Origin of the sequence: Actinoplanes sp. NPDC051411 (genome assembly GCF_040682075.1) — a bacterium.
Classification (GTDB): domain Bacteria; phylum Actinomycetota; class Actinomycetes; order Mycobacteriales; family Micromonosporaceae; genus Actinoplanes.
This window is the reverse complement of the sequence record NZ_JBFBAD010000193.1, coordinates 1-15,792: the sequence shown is the minus strand read 5'-3', so window position 1 is coordinate 15,792 and position 15,792 is coordinate 1. Positions and strand designations below refer to the sequence as shown.

At 72.5% G+C, this 15,792-nt stretch carries 14 protein-coding genes and 1 riboswitch; of the genes, 5 read left to right on the top strand and 9 right to left on the bottom strand.

Going from position 1 to position 15,792, the window contains the following annotated elements; all coding sequences use genetic code 11:
• Window positions 1–119: 119 nt before the first annotated feature.
• Together AB0M88_RS49750 and pepN are read left to right on the top strand one after the other, a co-directional pair.
• Window positions 120–1,079 (top strand): helix-turn-helix domain-containing protein, encoded by a 960-nt coding sequence (locus AB0M88_RS49750; protein WP_364114719.1) that lies wholly within the window; start codon window positions 120–122, stop codon window positions 1,077–1,079.
• 47 nt (window positions 1,080–1,126) lie between these two features.
• Window positions 1,127–3,418 carry an aminopeptidase N gene (gene pepN / locus AB0M88_RS49745; protein WP_364114717.1) on the top strand — a complete coding sequence of 764 codons (2,292 nt, stop codon included), beginning with the start codon at window positions 1,127–1,129 and terminating at the stop codon, window positions 3,416–3,418.
• 1 nt (window position 3,419) lies between these two features.
• Here the strand turns inward: pepN and AB0M88_RS49740 are convergent, their stop codons facing one another.
• A complete protein-coding gene (locus AB0M88_RS49740; protein WP_364114715.1) occupies window positions 3,420–4,133 on the bottom strand; it encodes a DUF1684 domain-containing protein in 714 nt (237 codons plus the stop codon).
• Window positions 4,134–4,170: 37 nt separating this feature from the next.
• Window positions 4,171–4,285: riboswitch (SAM riboswitch) on the top strand.
• Window positions 4,286–4,302: 17 nt separating this feature from the next.
• On the opposite strand from AB0M88_RS49740, the gene AB0M88_RS49735 reads away from it, so the two are divergent.
• Window positions 4,303–5,496, top strand: coding sequence for an aminotransferase class V-fold PLP-dependent enzyme (locus AB0M88_RS49735; protein ID WP_364114713.1), 1,194 nt, complete (start codon window positions 4,303–4,305; stop codon window positions 5,494–5,496).
• Here AB0M88_RS49735 and AB0M88_RS49730 read toward each other — a convergent pair.
• The 8 genes from AB0M88_RS49730 to AB0M88_RS49695 all read right to left on the bottom strand — a co-directional run bounded on the left by AB0M88_RS49730 (window position 5,483) and on the right by AB0M88_RS49695 (window position 14,050).
• A complete protein-coding gene (locus AB0M88_RS49730) occupies window positions 5,483–6,781 on the bottom strand; it encodes a tetratricopeptide repeat protein (RefSeq protein WP_364114711.1) in 1,299 nt (432 codons plus the stop codon). The genes AB0M88_RS49735 and AB0M88_RS49730 overlap by 14 nt on opposite strands.
• Window positions 6,778–9,030, bottom strand: a complete 2,253-nt coding sequence (locus AB0M88_RS49725; protein WP_364114709.1) for a CHAT domain-containing protein — start codon at window positions 9,028–9,030, stop codon at window positions 6,778–6,780. Before AB0M88_RS49725 ends, AB0M88_RS49730 begins: the two co-directional genes overlap by 4 nt.
• Window positions 9,031–9,344: 314 nt before the next feature.
• On the bottom strand, window positions 9,345–9,917 hold the full coding sequence (locus AB0M88_RS49720) for a tetratricopeptide repeat protein (RefSeq protein ID WP_364114721.1): 573 nt from the start codon (window positions 9,915–9,917) through the stop codon (window positions 9,345–9,347).
• Between the two features lie 323 nt (window positions 9,918–10,240).
• Entirely contained in the window at window positions 10,241–10,915 is a 675-nt protein-coding gene (locus AB0M88_RS49715; RefSeq protein WP_364114707.1) for a pyridoxal 5'-phosphate synthase, read from the bottom strand.
• A 61-nt stretch (window positions 10,916–10,976) separates the two neighbouring features.
• Window positions 10,977–12,284 carry a glutamate-cysteine ligase family protein gene (locus AB0M88_RS49710; RefSeq protein WP_364114705.1) on the bottom strand — a complete coding sequence of 436 codons (1,308 nt, stop codon included), beginning with the start codon at window positions 12,282–12,284 and terminating at the stop codon, window positions 10,977–10,979.
• 208 nt (window positions 12,285–12,492) lie between these two features.
• Complete coding sequence (locus AB0M88_RS49705) at window positions 12,493–13,242, bottom strand: sulfite exporter TauE/SafE family protein (RefSeq protein WP_364114703.1); 750 nt, start codon at window positions 13,240–13,242, stop codon at window positions 12,493–12,495.
• Window positions 13,243–13,251: 9 nt separating this feature from the next.
• On the bottom strand, window positions 13,252–13,431 hold the full coding sequence (locus AB0M88_RS49700) for a hypothetical protein (protein ID WP_364114701.1): 180 nt from the start codon (window positions 13,429–13,431) through the stop codon (window positions 13,252–13,254).
• A 34-nt stretch (window positions 13,432–13,465) separates the two neighbouring features.
• The gene (locus AB0M88_RS49695) at window positions 13,466–14,050 is read right to left on the bottom strand and encodes an ABATE domain-containing protein (protein ID WP_364114699.1); all 585 of its coding nucleotides are present in this window, start codon (window positions 14,048–14,050) and stop codon (window positions 13,466–13,468) included.
• A 90-nt stretch (window positions 14,051–14,140) separates the two neighbouring features.
• Here AB0M88_RS49695 and AB0M88_RS49690 point away from each other — a divergent pair, with 90 nt between their 5' ends.
• Both AB0M88_RS49690 and AB0M88_RS49685 read left to right on the top strand, forming a co-directional pair.
• Window positions 14,141–14,860: an MBL fold metallo-hydrolase gene (locus tag AB0M88_RS49690; RefSeq protein ID WP_364114697.1), complete on the top strand. Its 720-nt coding sequence runs from the start codon at window positions 14,141–14,143 to the stop codon at window positions 14,858–14,860.
• An 87-nt stretch (window positions 14,861–14,947) separates the two neighbouring features.
• Window positions 14,948–15,792: serine/threonine-protein kinase (locus AB0M88_RS49685; RefSeq protein WP_364114695.1), on the top strand; the 845-nt coding region annotated here is incomplete at its 3' end.

The window sequence follows — 15,792 nt, the reverse complement described above, 5'->3', positions numbered from 1 at the left end:
CCGAGCCACGCCCACATCCAAACCCAGGATGCGGGCGCGTCTCGCCCGACATCAGCCACCACCTGGACCTCGCCTCGCACTCGCGCGATCGGCAGGACAGGCCCTGGCAGGATGACGGTATGAAGGATCTCGCGGTGCGGCTCGAGGCGTTGGATGCGGACGCCGGGGCCGCGCTGCGGGTCATCGCGTACTTCGACAGCCTGAGCGAGTCGCGGGCCGGTCTGCAGGCGATCGTCCGGGGTGCGGCGGTGCTGGCCGGGGTGCCCGCGCGGCTCGACGATTCGTCGCGGCGGGTGCACGTGCGGGTCACCCCCGAAGGCCGGAACGAGCCGGCGGCGGAGCCGGCTGGGGCGGCGTGGCCGCGTACAGAAATCGGTGCGCAAGCCGTGCTCGCGCTGGAGCGGACCGGCGAGCCCGGCCCCGTCGATGCCATGATCCTGGAGCGGGCGGCGGGTGCGGCCCGGGTGGTCCTCGATCGCACCCGGGGCCGGGCCCCGGCCGCCGACCCCGCGTTGGTCGAGCTGGTCGTCGATGCGACGGCCGCGTTTTCGGTACGCGAGGTGGCCGCGCGAAACCTCGGCCTCGCCGGCCCGGTCCGCGCCGCCGCACGCCCGACCGGTCCGGTGGTGCTCGCCGCCGGCGCCGTCGTCCCCGGCGGGCGAGTGGGCATCGGACCGGTGGGCACCATCGCCGACCTGCCCACGTCCTACGCGGCGGCCCGGACCGCCCTGCGCTTCGCGGCCGACGGCACCGCCGACGACCCCGGTCCGACGGTCGTCGAATTCGAATCGTTGGGTGGTCTGACCCTCCTGGCGTCAGCCCCTTTGCCCGCCTCGATCCCCGACCTCGAAGCGCTCTCGCACGCGATCGCGGCCGCGCCGTGGGCCCTCGCGACCCTGCAGGCGTTCGCCGACACGCCGAGCCTGCGGGCCGCGGCGACCCTTCTCCGGGTGCACCACTCGACCCTGCAGGACCGGGTCGTCCACCTGGAACACCTGGTCGGATGGCCGGTCCGTTCGCCCTCGGGGAAGCTGCGGCTGCAGGTGGCGCTGGCCCTCCGGCGCCTTCGCCGCCAGTAGGGTGACGGGGTGTCGCTGACCTTGGACGAGGCCCGGGCCCGGCCGCCATGCTCTCGGAGGTCTCCTACGACCTCGCGCTCGACATCACCTCGCCGGACGCCTTCCGCAGCCGGGTCACCGTGCGGTTCCGCACCACCGGCGGCCCGACGTTCCTCGAGCTGCACCAGGCTTCGTCCCTTTCGGTGACGCTCGACGGCTCCGTCCTCACGCCGAGGTATGACGGCCGGCGCATCCTCCTCGACGGCCTCGCCCCCGGGCGGCACGAGGTCGTCGTCGACGCCCGCCTGCGCTATGTGACCGACGGCGAAGGACTGCACGCGTTCGTCGATCCGGTCGACGGCGAGCGCTACGTCGGCGGATATCTCGGCCTCGACATCACGCAGCGGCTGTTCGCCTGCTTCGACCAGATGGATCTCAAGGCCCCGATCACCCTGCACGTGACCGCCGACCCGGCGTGGACCGTCCTGTCGAACAGCCTTCCGTCCGGGACGGGCTTCGCCCCCACCCCGCCGATCCCGTGCGACCAGTTCGTCGTGGTGGCCGGGCCGTTCCACTCGGTGCGGTGGAAGCACCGGGGCCTGGAGATGGGATGGCACGCCCGGCGCTCGCTCGCCGCCGAGCTGGACCGCGACGCGGCCGAACTGCGCCGGATCACCGAGGTCTGCTTCGACCACTACACCGCGATCTTCGACGAGCCGTTCCCGTTCGACTCCTACGACCAGGTCTTCGTGCCCGAGCTCAACTGGGGCGCGATGGAGTGCCCCGGTTGCGTGACGGCCAACGAGTCGATGCTGCCGCGGCAGCGGGTCACCGACGACGACCGCCGGCACCGCGCGATGGTGATCGCGCACGAGATGTCGCACATGTGGTTCGCCGACCTCGTCTCGCCGGTGTGGTGGGAGGACTCGTGGCTCAACGAGTCGTTCGCCGACTACATGGGGTTCGAGGTCGCCGAGACGGTGGCCGGTTACGCCGGCACCCGGGTGGCGTTCGAGGCCGGCTACAAGCCCGGCGCCTACCTCGCCGACCGCCGCCGCTCCACGCACCCGGTCGCGCCGGCCGCCTCCGACGTGCCGGACGTCGACACGGCCACGACGATCTTCGACCGGATCTCGTACGGCAAGGGGAACGCGGTCCTCCGGCAGCTCGTGACGTGGCTGGGCTCCTCGGACTTCCTGGCCGGGGTCAACGCGCATCTCACGCGCCATCGCTTCGCCAACGCCACGCTCGAGGACCTGCTGTCGGCGCTGGACGCCGCTTCGCCGCGCGACGTGCGGGGCTGGGCGTCGCTGTGGCTGCGGCAGTCGGGTCACGACACGATCCGGGTCTCGCGCCTCGGTGACGTTCCGGTGCTGACCCGGGAGGGCGTACGGCCCCACCGGTTCACCGTCACCGCCTTCTCCGCGTCGCTGGCCGAGGTCGGCTCGCGGATGGTCGACCTGGCGGACGAGCCGCTCGAGCTGCCGGAGTGGGCCGGGCTGGTCGTCGTGCCCAACTCGCGGGGCGAGACGTTCGCCCACATCGAGCTGGACCCGCTCTCGCACGACGCCGTGGCGCGCGGGCTGGCCGGCCTGCCCGACCCGCTCGTCCGCGCGGTGCTGTGGGCGACGATGCTCGACCTCGACCTCCTGGCCCGGCAGCTGCCGCGGGAGCCGTCGGCCACCCTGGTCACGGCCGCCCTCGACCGTCTGGCTCCCCACGAGCGGACACCCTCGGCGCTCGAGGTGATCGCTTCGGCCTGTGTCCCGGTCGGTGAGCCGGACGAGCAGCGCGCGATCGCGCTGGCCCGCGGGCTGGCCTGGTCGACAAGCGACCGTTCGCTGCTGCGGCGCTGGCTGGACGCGGACGCGACGGACCAGGGCCTCGCCCTCGATCCCGACCTGCGCTGGGAGGCGGTGCGCCGGCTGGCCGAGCTCGGCGGCCTCGACGCGGCACAGATCGAGGCCGAGCGGGTGCGGGACGGCACCGCGGCGGGCGAACTCGGCGCGCTGACCGCGCTGGCCGCCCGTCCGACGGCCGAGGCGAAAGCGGCCGCCTGGGCGGCGATGACCGAGGACCCGGACGTGTCGGTACGCCGCTTCCGGGCGCTCGCCCGCGGCCTGTGGTCGCCGTCGCCGCTCGTCGCGCCGTACGTCGAGGCCTACGTCGCGGTCGCCCCGCGCCTGGCCCGGCGCGGGTCGGCGTTCGCGGCGGCGGTCGGCGCGGCGTTCCCGGCGATTCCGCTGAGCGCCGAGCAGCTGGAGCTGGTGCGCACGGCGCTGCGCGACGACGTGCCCACGGTGCTCAGGCGGTACTGGAACGACGAGCTCGACGATCGGGGCGCCCAGGACAGGCCCTAGGTCAGGGCGACTTCTCGCCCGCCTCGACGGCGACCGGCAGGACGTTCTCGGGCGGGGGCAGGGAGCAGGTCGCGAACTCCGTGTACGCACACGGGAGGTTGGTCGCCCGGTTGAAGTCGAGGACCACCGTGCCGTCGTCGGCCGGCGGGTCGATCGTCAGGGTCCGTGAGGCGCCGTAGGTGGTGACGCCCGACGTCGCGTCCCGGAAGATGATCTCGAACCCGTCGAACACGGTCAGGCTCAGTTCCGTGCCCTCGAGCGTGAAATCGACCCGGCCCAGCGCCGCGTCGGCGAGTTTGAGACCGTCGACCACCGTGTCGATCGTGATCTCCTGGCGGTCCTCGACGAAACGCCCGGTGACGATCCACTTCTCGTCGGGCGGGAAGGCCGGGGTTCCCTTGTAGGCCAGGCGAACCGGGTTCCGCGGGTCGCGCGGTCGCAGGATGACTTCGGTGCCGCGGCGGGCGACCTCGGCCATCACGTCGCCGAACATCAGCTCGACGCCGTCCTCGCCGACCTGGCCCAGGTTGGTTTCGCCGTCTTCCGTTCTCATCGACACGCCGTCGGGGGCATCGCGCCACTCGCCGGGGACGTCGTCGAAACGCTGCCACTCGGGCGTCAGCCAATGGAGTCCGGTCGCGGCCAGAAGCCCGTGGGGTCGCGCGCGTCGGCGTTCGTGTGCTTCATGCCACGCGGCCCAGTCGTCGGCGTACATGCCGGCAACCCTAATTCGTCTGCTAGCCTGCTCGGCAGGTCATGAGTGCCAGCACACAGCCCCGGCTTGCTGGCCGGCAACCCTTGCGTCTGCGATGGGGTGCCCCGGGTGAAGACCAGGCCGGCGTCGACCGACGCGGGCAAGCGCGGACCCTCACGGAGGCCCCTTCATGTCCCTCGCCGTGCACACCTCACCGCTCGACGTCGTCGGCGTCGACGGCTTCATCCACCTCGACTACGCGGCCACCGCCCCCTGCGTGCGCGCCGCGGCCGACGCGGTCCAGGCCCTGCTGCCCTACTACGGCAGCGTCCACCGCGGCACCGGCCTGCGGTCGCAGACCTCAACCCTGGAGTACGAGCGGGCCCGCGACGTGGTCGCCGGCTTCCTCGGCACCCGCCCGTCCGACGAGGTCGTCTTCACCCGCAACACCACCGACGCCCTCAACCTGCTCGCGCGGGCCCTCCCGGCCGGCACCCGTACGGTCGTGTTCGAGTCGGAACACCACGCCACGCTGCTCCCATGGCCCGACCCCGTACGCCTGCCCGCGCCGGCCTCGGCCGACGAGGCCGTGGCCGCGGCCGCGGCGGCGCTCCGGGTCCTCCGCGGCCCGAAGCTGCTGGCCGTGACCGGCGCCAGCAACGTCACCGGCGAAATCCTCCCGGTCCGCCGCCTGGCCGAGGTCGCCCACCGCCACGGCGCCCGCATCGTGGTCGACGCCGCCCAGCTGGCACCCCACGTGCCGGTGTCCCTGGCCGACCTCGACGCCGACTACGTGGCGCTGTCCGGCCACAAGCTGTACGCCCCGTTCGGCGCCGGTGTCCTGGCCGGCCGCGCCGACTGGCTCGACGCGGCGCCGCCCTACCTGGCCGGCGGCGGGGCGAGCGCGGCGGTCGGCGCGGGCGAGGTCCGGTGGGCGTCGGGACCGGCCCGCCACGAGGGCGGCACCCCCAACCTGCTGGGCGCGGTCGCCCTGGCCGCCGTGTGTACGGCCCTGACCGACGCGGACCGCTCGTACGAGAAGGAGCTGCTGGCCCACCTGCGGGCCGGGTTGCGCGGGGTGCCGGGCGCGGTCGAGGTGAGCCTGTTCGGCCCCGGCTCGCCACGCGTGGGCATCGTCTCGCTGGCGCTGCCCGGCCACGACCCGGCCGTGGTCGCCGACCAACTCGCTGTGAAACACGGGGTCGGCGTGCGGGCGGGGCAGTTCTGCGCGCACCCGCTGGTGCGCCACCTGACCGGCCGGGCCGGAGTCGCCGCCTGCGGCGAGACCCCGGGGCTGCTGCGTGCGAGCTTCGGCCTCGGCACGACGACGGACGACCTGGACCGCTTCGTGGCCGGCCTGAGCGCCTGCCTCAGCGACCGCTGAGTTCGTCCCGGACCCGCTTCAGCATGGCCGCGTGGGACTCCAGGTCGGGATGACCGACCTGCCGGTCCAACTCCACCACCTGCTCCAGCTCGGCCACCGCCCGGTCGAGCTCACCCTGGTGGCGGTGGACCATCGCGATGTTGTACCGCGTGACCGCCTCCCTGGCCCGGTCACCGACCTGCCGCAGCGTAGACAGCGCTTGCCGGTAGAAGTGCAGGGCCTGTTGCCGGTCGCCCAGGTCGTTGTGCACGCTGCCGATGTTGTTCAAGGTGGTGGCTTCGCCGGCCCGGTTGCCGACCTCCCGCATGATCCGCAGGGCCTGTTCGTAGTAGTGCAAGGCCCGCTGCCCGTCGCCCAGGTCGTGGTGTACGCCGCCGATGTTGTTCAGGGTGGTGGCTTCGCCGGGTCGGTTGCCGACCTCCCGCGTGATGGCCAGGGCGCGTTCGTAGTACTCCCGGGCCTGCTGTTGGTCGCCCAGCCGGTTGTGCACCATGCCGATGTTGTTCAGGGTGGTGGCTTCGCCGGCCCGGTTGCCGACCTCGCGCCGGATCGGGAGGGCCTGTTCGTAGTAGGCCAGGGCCCGTTGTCGGTCGCCCAGGCCGTTGTGCACCATGCCGATGTTGTTCAAGGTGGTGGCTTCGCCGGCGCGGTCGCCGACCTCGCGCAGGATGGGCAGGGCCTGTTCGTAGTAGGCCAGGGCCCGTTGCCGGTCGCCCAGCCCGTTGTGCACGCTGCCGATGTTGTTCAAGGTGGTGGCTTCGCCGGCGCGGTCGCCGACCTCGCGCAGGATGGGCAGGGCCTGTTCGTAGTAGGCCAGGGCCCGTTGTCGGTCGCCCAGGCCGTTGTGCACCATGCCGATGTTGTTCAAGGTGGTGGCCTCGCCGGTCCGGTTGCCGACCTCCCGCGTGATGGGCAGGGCCCGTTCGTAGTGGTCCAGTGCCTGCTGCCGGTCACCGAGGCCGTCGTACACGTTGCCGATGTTGTTCAACGTAGCGGCCTCGTTTCCGCGGTCCTGGTCGTCCTGGAACAGGCTCAGCGCTCGGCCATAGGCGGCCAGCGAATCGGCCGGAAACCCGGTAGCGCGTTTCGCCCATCCCAGGTCGTAGAGGGCGTCCGCATCCTCACCCAAGGTCAACGTGAGTTGCGCGAGCCCGGCCACATCGGCGAACCGGGACCGGGCCAGCCACACCCGGGCCACCGCGCTCCCCACGTCGCGGGCGATCCGGGCTTCCCGGCCGGCCACCGCCAACCGGTGCACCTCCACCCACCGCGGCACCGACGTCATGGCTTCGGGCCGGTTTCGGCGGGCGGCTCCTCCAGGACCCAGATCCGGTACAGGGATCGAGCCGCGGCGGCACACGCCTCGCGGTATTCGTCGTCGGTGATGAGGGGCCGGATCAGGGGGCGCAGGACGTTGGAGACGAAGTAGCGGGGCTCGCCGGTCTCCGGGTCGGCGCCCTCCTCGAGCAGCCCGAGTTCGGCCGCCCGCCTGATGTGCGCGGCCGCCTCGGGGTGGTCGTGGACGGCATGCACGGTCGCGGCGGGGACGGGAAGTTCGACCGAGTTCAGTTTGGCCAGCATCCTTTGCAGATCGGGCGACTGGGTGCCGAGCAGCTTCTGGGCGAAGATGCTCTCCCGGAAGCGGGCGGCTTCGTTCTCGATCGCGGTGATCAGCTCGTCGAGGTCCAGGCCCGGGTCGACGATGATCCGGTCGAGCCAGTCGAGCAGCCGCGGGTTACCGCAGGCGGCCAGGATGGCCCGGTCCTTGACGCCGGCGCCGACCGGGGACTGCGGGCGCAGGTTGGGCAGGTTCGCGACCTTCTTGGTCTGCTCGACCTCGGTCAGCGTTTCGAGGGCCTCGACCCGGAGCGTCGTGCCGGCCGGAATGGGGAAGCGGTAGCGGCTGGTGATGATGACCCGGCTCGGGCTGTTGGTTTCGTCGATGGCCCTGAGCAGCGCCGGCAGGATCCGCGCGATCTCCGGCGCGAGCACGTAGGCGCCGTCGCGCTCCTCCAGATTGCCGTCCTCGAAGTCGTCGAAGACGAACAGGCAGGGAATCTGGTCGAGCGGGCCGTCGAGCAGGTGGCGCAGCCGCACGAACAGGTCGATGTCGTCGCGGGCCAGCATCGCGGCCGCCTCAGCCTGCTGATCCAGGGTCCGGAAGGCGACTGCCGACGTCAGCTCCCGGAACTTGGTGAGGTCGATCCGGCCGAACCAGACCACTCGCTGGTGGGTCGGCATCCGCTCCAGCAGCCGCGACGCCAGGGTGCTCTTGCCCAATCCGCCCATGCCCTGAAGCACCAGTGCCTGAGCCGCCCCGGGCGACCCGAAGGGCTGCTTCAGGGTGCGCAGGCACCGTTGGATCACCCGCCGCCGGCCGACGAAACCGGCCCGGGAGGCCACCCGGGAGATCCGGGTCTGCGGGTCCAGGAACTCGTCCGCCGCGTGCCGGACCCGGACCCGCTCGCGGCCGGCAGTGTTCAACGGCGTGACCACCGGCTTCAGCGGAGACGCGTCGGCGTACGCGCGCAGCAGGTGCCAGCTGCGGCTCTGTCCTGTGTAGAGCCGCTGCCGGGCGGTCACCACCGACCGATCCAGCGGCTGCCCCGCCGCCAGCGCGTGGTAAAGGTGCGTGGCGAACGCCGTGGCCGAGACGTCGCCCACCGGCAGCGCCCACCCCAGCACCATCGGGGCGCCCGCCTTGACGAGGCTCTCACTCATCGACGGGATCGATCCGGCAGCCGGGGCGCCGCCGGTCAGGCATCCGGAGACGAACACCAGGCGCGGCCACTGGCCCACCATCGCGCGGGCAATGTCGTCGACCGACGCCAGCACCAGCCCGCCGAGTTCGTTCTCCACCAGGAACTTCGGCTGCCCCTGGTCGATGGTGGCGTGCCCGCTCAGATGGAGGACGTCGAAATGGCCGGCCCCGTACGACTCCGCGGTGAACCTCAGCCCTTCCAGCGTTCCGCTCTCCTCGACCACCAGCTCGGTGCCGGAGTTGGCCGTCGCCGTCAGAATGCCGCTCTCCTCGGCCTCATAGCTCAGCACCGGCTCCACGCCCTCGGGCGAGGTGGCCATGAACAGGACGCGCAACGGCCGGTTCTGGGGTTTCACGTCGCCGGCGACGGAGGTGAGCGCACTGGAGGCCCGGATCGGCAGCAGCGGGGTCAGCTCATTGACCGCCAGGTAGGAGCCGTTCTTGACGACCAGTTCCCACGGAAGATGCCGCAACCGCTCCTCGGCCGAGATCCGCAAGGCGATGCCCCGCGGGTCGGCCGACACCTGGTCCAGCCATCGCTCGTCGCCGTCCAGGAAGTCGTACAGCTTCTCGCCGAGCTCCCGCAGATCCGTCGAACCGAACACGCGTTGCGCCACCGAGTCCTCGGCGTAGACCCGGTTCACGAGGCCGATCAAACTGTCGATCGTGGCGCGGTCGAGGCCACGAATCGCCGGTGCCTCGCCGTTGCGGGAAAATCGAAGCTCGGTGTAGTCGGAGGTCCGCGCGAAGATCTCCAGCTTGAACTCTTCCACCGGATTCCTCAGCTCCGTTCGCCGGACCGCGGTTGGGCGATCACCAATGAGGCCGACCGCTCCACCTCAACCGGGGAGACCCGATCTCCCGCCGTCGCGGCCTTCTCCAAGGCGGCGTGAAGCTCCCCGGCCAGTCGTTCCGCGCCCGGCCCGGACACCACAATCGACGCAGTCGCCACGCTCATCCTCCCGCTCCCGCCATGCCGCATCGACGAATAGCACAGCACGCGCCGACCATCACCCGAACGAGCGATCATCCGACACCCAGTCCTGACGGACAACCCGTCCGGTCCCCAGCAACCGCCGGACCGGGCTCACGTCCGCTCCTGGCGGATCTGTTCCAGCATGGCCATGTCGGACTCCAGGTCAGGATGACCGACCTGCCGATCCAACTCCACGACCTGCTCCAGTTCGGCCACCGCCCGGTCAAGGTCACCCTGCCGGCGGCAGACCATCGCCAGGTTGAACCGCGTGGCCGCTTCACGGGCGCGGTTGCCGACTTCCCGCAGGATGGGCAGGGCTTGCCCGTAGTAGTCCAGGGCCCGCTGTCGGTTGCCCATCCTGTCGTGCGCGCTGCCGATGTTGTTCAGCGTGGCCGCCTCGTTGCCGCGGTGGTGGCGGTTGCGGTACAGGCCGAGCGCCCGGTCGAACGCGGCCAGCGCCTCGGCCGGGAACCCGGTAACCCGCTTCGCCCACCCCAGGTCGTAGAAGGCGCCGGGATCCTCGCCCAGGGTCAGAGTCAACTCCGCCAGTCGGACCACATCGGCGAACCGGGATCGGGCGAGCCATACCCGAGCCACCCTGTCGCCTACGTCGCGAGCGATGCCAGCCTCCCGGCCGGCGACCGCCAGCCGGTGCACCTCCACGCACTGTGCGGCCGACAGCATCACTGATCAGACTCCACTACGTTGACCAATCATGTGGCGCGCACCATCCTGACCGGCGGGTCACCACCTGGCAGCAGCATCTGACGGACAGCGCCGACAGCTCCACTATGCTCGCGGAGCACCAGGACGGCGTGGTCGCCATCCACCATTGCGCTACTTGACCGGCCGCGCTGGGCTGGACTCCATCGGGAGACCCTGGGCCCGCTCCGGCCACACTAGACGGCGAACAGCCCCAGCCTTGCCACCTGATCGGCGTCGCGGCAGGCGGCTACAGGTTCTGCCGCGCCCGCAGAAGCCCGATTCCATGGGCACGAAGTCGTCGGTCATGGCCACAGCATCACCCGTGTCCAACCGGAGCCGGTGCGCGTGTAAAGCAGGCGGGTGTGTTTGCGCTCCCTGTCGCCCTGCCAGAACTCGACCTCAGTGGCGGTCACGGTCTGCACGGTCCACTCTGGATCCACGAAGCCGGGATCCTCGGCGATCCGGGCGCGGGCCCGTTCGACAGCGAGATCGAGGATTTCCCGGTTCGCCAGCGGCCGACTTTGCCGGCCGAGGGAGGCCTCGGCGCGGGAGCCGGCCGGCCGGGCGAGGAAGTCGGCCGCGCTGAGGTCGGCCGGGGCCGGGCTCACCGGACCGCGTACGCGGATCTGGCGCCCCTGTTCCGGCCAGTGGAACGTGAGCGCGGCCGCCGGATGCCGGCTGAGGTCCCGGCCTTTGGGGCTTGCCGCGTGCACGGCGAACTGCCAGCCGCGGTCGTCGACGTTCTTGAGGATCAGGACCCGGGCGGACGGCGCACCGTCGGCCCCGATCGTCGACAGCGTCATGGCGTGCGGTTCGGGGACGCCCGCGCCGACCGCCGCGGTGAGCCAACCGGCGAACAGCGCCTCCGGCCGGTCCGGCGCCTCGGCCGGGTCGAACGTCGGTAGCTCGCCGGCGAACACCGGCAGGCCCCGCAGGTACTGCCGGATGTCGGTGCCGGCGCTCGATGCTGTGACCATGCCGCGACGCTAAACCCGCACCTCGGGGTGCGGGTCAAGCGTTTCCTCGCCGAAGCCGGCGTCAGCCCACCTGATACGGGCAGTCGTCGGCCGGGCAGCGTCCGCGCATCACGTACCGCTCCGTGTAGGCGGCCACGGCATCCCGCAGTTCGCGCGGCGCTCCCCGGCGGGCCAGGGCGGCATAAGCCGCCACAAAACATTCCCGGGCCGCGGCGGCGAGTTCGGCGTCGGCGAGGGCGTCGCGCGCCGCGCGTTCCCAAACCCCTTGCCCGTACGCGAAATGACCCGTCGCCGCCTCGGCCGCCGTGGCCGCCACCGGGTCGTCGAGCAGCGTGGCGATGACCGCGACCGCCACCCGCCAGCCGTCCCCTTCCTGCCCGTCGGCGACGTCGAGCTCGAGGTGCCCGAGCGCCTTGACCGGCGCCCGCAGCGCGTCCAGGTGGCGCCGGAGGTCGTCCTCCACGGGCGGCTCGTCCGACCGCGTCCAGTCCCGGAAACTCCGGTCGCCGCCGACCACCGTCGCGTCCATCACCGAGGCCGTCCACCCCGCCCGCGGATCCGCTCCCGGACCTTCGCGGCCCCACCGCGGATCGATCCCACCCAGTTCGGCGATGCAGGGATTCAAGGCCGCGCCCCCGCTTCCGCGCGAAGCCGGCCCGTCCCCGACCAGATTGCTCCCACCCGAGTCGCTCCCGCCGGGACGGCTTCCGCTCGGATGGCTTCCACCCGCGCTCGCCGCAGACCCGCCCTGATCGAACTCGCCGGCCCTGGCCCCGGAGGTGGAGGTGGACTCCGACCCGATAGCGGTGACCAGCCCGATCCCGACCGGCCCGGCGTCTGCCGTCCCGGGCAGCACCGGCCGATTCCGATGCCGGGCCGCGCGTCCACTCCGCCACCCGCCGCCCGACGGGCTGTTGGCGAAGGCGGCGGCCAGCACCGGGGCCAGCGTGTGCGCCAGCCGCCACCTCCGGTTCAGGCCCAGCGGCCCACCGCCGTCGAGCCCCGCCTCGACCCCGACCCGGATGCCGGCCACGGCCCCTCCACCGGACCGGATTCCGAGCAGCGTGGCGAGGTCGTCGCCCATCCGGGCCAGGCAACTCTCCAACCCTGGCGACGGCGGCCCGCTGACCGTCACCGACCCGTCGGCCCGGGCGGCCAGGAACCCGTGCCGGAGCGCCCGCCGCGCCGAACCCTCCGGTTGCGCCTGCTCCCGGCCCGCCCCGAACGCGACCGGCCGGCCGGGAGTCGTTCCCGCGGGGCTTGCCGGGCCGGGCAGGTCGAGGGCCGCCCCCACGAAGCCGGGCGGGCCGCCGGCGAAGGCCCGCGCCGCGATCAGCTGTCCGGCGGCCGATTCGGTGAGTCTGCGCATGCGATACCTCGCTCACCTCAGAAACTGTGCCGTCACCCTACACCTCCTATGTGTTTGATAGGCAATAGCCAAACCGGCCTCGAGATGCAAGCGTTTGCCGCGCGGGCAGCACGATCTCGCCTACCTCTCGGACGTCGGCAACCGCTGCGACCGGCACCGGGCGTGGACCGTGCGGAACTCCGGCTCAGCCGGCGCTGAGGAAGGCCTCTCAGTGAGCCGCCCGCCACCACAGGTAAACGGCGAGTCCGAGCGCCGCGACCGCGATCGCCGCGCGCAGTGGGCGTTCCGGGATCCGGCGGACCAGGGACGGGCCGATCCAGCTGCCGACCAGGCAGCCGATCGCCTGGATGCCGGCGGCCGGCCAGTTCACCGGTGCGACCAGCGCATAGATGATCGCCGCCGACAGGTTGGACGCGCCGAGCACGACGCTCTTGACGGCGTTGGTCACCGGCAGCGGCTCATTGGCGGCCACCGCCAGGACGGCCAGCATGAGCACGCCCGCGGCCGCCCCGAAGTAGCCGCCGTAGATGCCGATGAGAAAGATCGCGCCGCCCAGCACCGGCCGTGACATGGTGTGGTGGCCGGCCCAGCGCCGCAGCGGGTCGCGCAGGAGCAGCAGCGCCGCGCCGAGGGCGATCAGCAGCGGCACGATCCACTCGAAGGTCGACGACGGTGTCTTCAGCAGCAGTCCCGCCCCGGCGAGGCCGCCCAGCGCGGCGACCGCCGACAGGCCGAGCAGGCGGCGCCCCTGGCCGGCCAGTTCCCGCTGCGTGCCGGCGGCGGTGCCGACGGTGTTGGCGAGCAGCGCGACCGTGTTGGTGACGTTGGCCGCGATCGGCGGGATGCCCACCGCCAGCAGGGCCGGATAGCTGGAGAGTGACGCGAGCCCGGCCATCGAGCCGGTCAGTCCCGCGCCGACGCCGCCCAGCACGAGGATGACGGCGTCGCCCGGCTGCACCCCGCCACCCTATCGATGCCCCCGGGTGGAGATCGTCTCGGTGGTGAGGCCGTAGTGGCCGGCGATCTCACACAGCCGTTGTTCGGCCCCGGCCGACGGTGAACCCGGCCGACGGTGAACCCGGCCGACGGTGAAACAGTGCCCGTCGGGGTCGCGGACCACGAGGCGCTCGGATTGATCGTTGTCCACGACGCCGATTCGGCGAGGCTGACCCGCGTGAGGGTCAAGCCGGCGGGGCCGGCTCGCGTCTGCGGGCGTACGCGCGGGCCGCCCGCGCCCGGTCGCCGCAGCGGACGGAGCACCAGTGGCGGGCCGCGTGGGTCCGCACGAGGAACCGGCGGCACGGTGGCGAGCCGCACGCGGCGAGGCGGGCCGCGGCCGGGCCGGTGAGCAGGTCGGCGGCGTCGGCGGCGATGACGGCGAGCGCCCGTTCGAGCATCTGGTCGATCGGGTGGGCGGCCGCCCGGTGGAGCCCGTGCTCGGCGTCCCACCGCAGGATGTCGGTGGACGGCGCCCGGGTCAGGGCGGTGTTTACCGCTTCCAGGTCGTCGGCCGCCGGGGCGCTCCCGGTGACCCGGGCCGACAGCAGGCCGCGGACGTGCCCGCGCAGGGTGCGCAGCCGGCTCGCGCAGAGCTCCAGCACCGAGGAGCCCGGTGGCGCCAGGCCGCGTCCGATCAGCCACGCGGCCGCCTGGGCCGGGGTCGCCAGCAGGTCGACCTCGCCGCTGGTCAGGGCGAGGGGGGTGTTGGCCAGGTCGAGCGCCGGGTGCCGGTCGGCGCCGGGGGCGGGCGGCGGGACGTCGGTCATCGTCTCATGCTAATCCTTGCGCTTTCGCGTGAGAATCCTCTAGCGTTCCCTCACGGTAACTGACCTGAAAAACCGTGAGGAGAACGATCGATGACGGACATCCGCGTCTTCGGCGGCCCGACCGCTCTGATCGAGTTCGGGGGACTGCGGTTCCTGACCGACCCGACCTTCGACCCGCCCGGTGACTACCCGCGGGGCGACGGCCGGTTCCTCACCAAGACCGCGCCCTCGACGATCGACCCGTCCGGGCTCGGCCCGGTCGACGTGGTGCTGCTGTCGCACGACCAGCACCCCGACAACCTCGACCGCTCGGGGCGGAAGCTGCTCACCCGCGTACCCCTGACGTTGACCACCCGCGGGGGAGCGGGCCGGCTGGCCGGCACCGCTCGGGGTCTGGCGCCCTGGGAGAGCATCCACGTGAAGGACGTGACCGTGACCGCCGTGCCGGCCCAGCACGGGCCCGAGGGGTGTGAGCCGGTGACCGGCGAGGTGATCGGGTTCGTGCTGACCGGCGACGGGCTGCCGACGACCTATGTGAGTGGCGACAACGCCTCGCTGGAGGTCGTGCGGCAGATCGCGGACCGGCTCGGCCCGATCGACACCGCGGTGATCTTCGCCGGTGGGGCGCGGGCCGGCCTGTTCGACAACGCGCTGCTCACGCTGGACAGCGCGATGGCGGCCGAGGCGGCGGTGATCACGGGCGCCCGCCGGGTGGTGCCGGTGCACTGCGACAGCTGGGCCCATTTCACCGAGGGGCGCGACGTGATCGAGCGGGCCTTCGCGGCGGCCGGGATCTCGGACAAGCTGTAAGCGATTCATCACACACGGTTTCAGGTTCGTTGCTTTCCGGCCGATCAAAGCGGTCGAATCGGCAACTGCGGAATGAGACCTCCCGTGATGGACCACCTCCTGAACGATGTGCTGACCGGCCTCGAGATCGAGGACGAGCTCGGCCGGGGCGCGTTCACGACCGTTCACCGCGCGCGGCGCGACGGCGTGGCGTACGCCCTCAAGCGACCCCACCGTGAAGCCGCCGCCGACCCGGCCCTGCCCGCCGCCTTCCAGCGGGAGGCGGCGCTGCTGGCCTGCGTGAACGATCCGGGCGTGGCCCGGATCCACGCGGCCGGCCGGTTCGGCGACGGGCCCGCGCTGGTCCTCGAATACCTCCCCGGCGGGTCGCTGGCCGACCTCCTGGCCCGCGGCCCCCTCGCCCCGGAGCGGGTGGTCGAGCTGGCCGCCAACCTGGCCCGCGCGCTGGCCGCGGCCCACCGGGTCGGCCTGGTGCACCGCGACGTCAAGCCGGGCAACATCATGACCGATCCCGACAAGCTGATCGATTTCGGTCTCGCGCTGCTGGGCGCCCAACAGGGCGACGAGGCGGTCGGCACCTTCCTCTACGCGTCGCCCGAGCAGTCGGGCATGCTCAAACGGCCGGTCGACGCGCGCTCCGACCTCTACTCGCTCGGCGTCGTGCTCTTCGAGTGCCTGACCGGGCGGCTGCCGTTCGAGGCGTCCGACGTCGGCGAACTGCTGCGCCTGCACCTGACCGCGCCGGTGCCCGACCCGGCCTCGCTGCGTCCGGGCCTCGACCCGGCCCTCGGCGCGATCGTCGGGCGCCTGCTCGCCAAGGACCCCGACGACCGCTACCAGGACGCCGCCGCCCTCCTCGCCGACCTGCGTGAATGCCCGGGCGGCGAGGCCGCGGCGGCACCGGCGGCGGTCCGCTGGCCGCTCTGCGGCCG

Excerpts from the sequence above, each read along its gene's own strand:
- AB0M88_RS49750 (WP_364114719.1), top strand. The coding sequence starts at position 120 with ATGAAGGATCTCGCGGTGCGGCTCGAGGCGTTGGATGCGGACGCCGGG.
- pepN (WP_364114717.1), top strand. The coding sequence starts at position 1,127 with ATGCTCTCGGAGGTCTCCTACGACCTCGCGCTCGACATCACCTCGCCG.
- AB0M88_RS49740 (WP_364114715.1), bottom strand. The coding sequence starts at position 4,133 with ATGTACGCCGACGACTGGGCCGCGTGGCATGAAGCACACGAACGCCGA.
- AB0M88_RS49735 (WP_364114713.1), top strand. The coding sequence starts at position 4,303 with ATGTCCCTCGCCGTGCACACCTCACCGCTCGACGTCGTCGGCGTCGAC.
- AB0M88_RS49730 (WP_364114711.1), bottom strand. The coding sequence starts at position 6,781 with ATGACGTCGGTGCCGCGGTGGGTGGAGGTGCACCGGTTGGCGGTGGCC.
- AB0M88_RS49720 (WP_364114721.1), bottom strand. The coding sequence starts at position 9,917 with ATGCTGTCGGCCGCACAGTGCGTGGAGGTGCACCGGCTGGCGGTCGCC.
- AB0M88_RS49715 (WP_364114707.1), bottom strand. The coding sequence starts at position 10,915 with ATGGTCACAGCATCGAGCGCCGGCACCGACATCCGGCAGTACCTGCGG.
- AB0M88_RS49710 (WP_364114705.1), bottom strand. The coding sequence starts at position 12,284 with ATGCGCAGACTCACCGAATCGGCCGCCGGACAGCTGATCGCGGCGCGG.
- AB0M88_RS49695 (WP_364114699.1), bottom strand. The coding sequence starts at position 14,050 with ATGACCGACGTCCCGCCGCCCGCCCCCGGCGCCGACCGGCACCCGGCG.
- AB0M88_RS49690 (WP_364114697.1), top strand. The coding sequence starts at position 14,141 with ATGACGGACATCCGCGTCTTCGGCGGCCCGACCGCTCTGATCGAGTTC.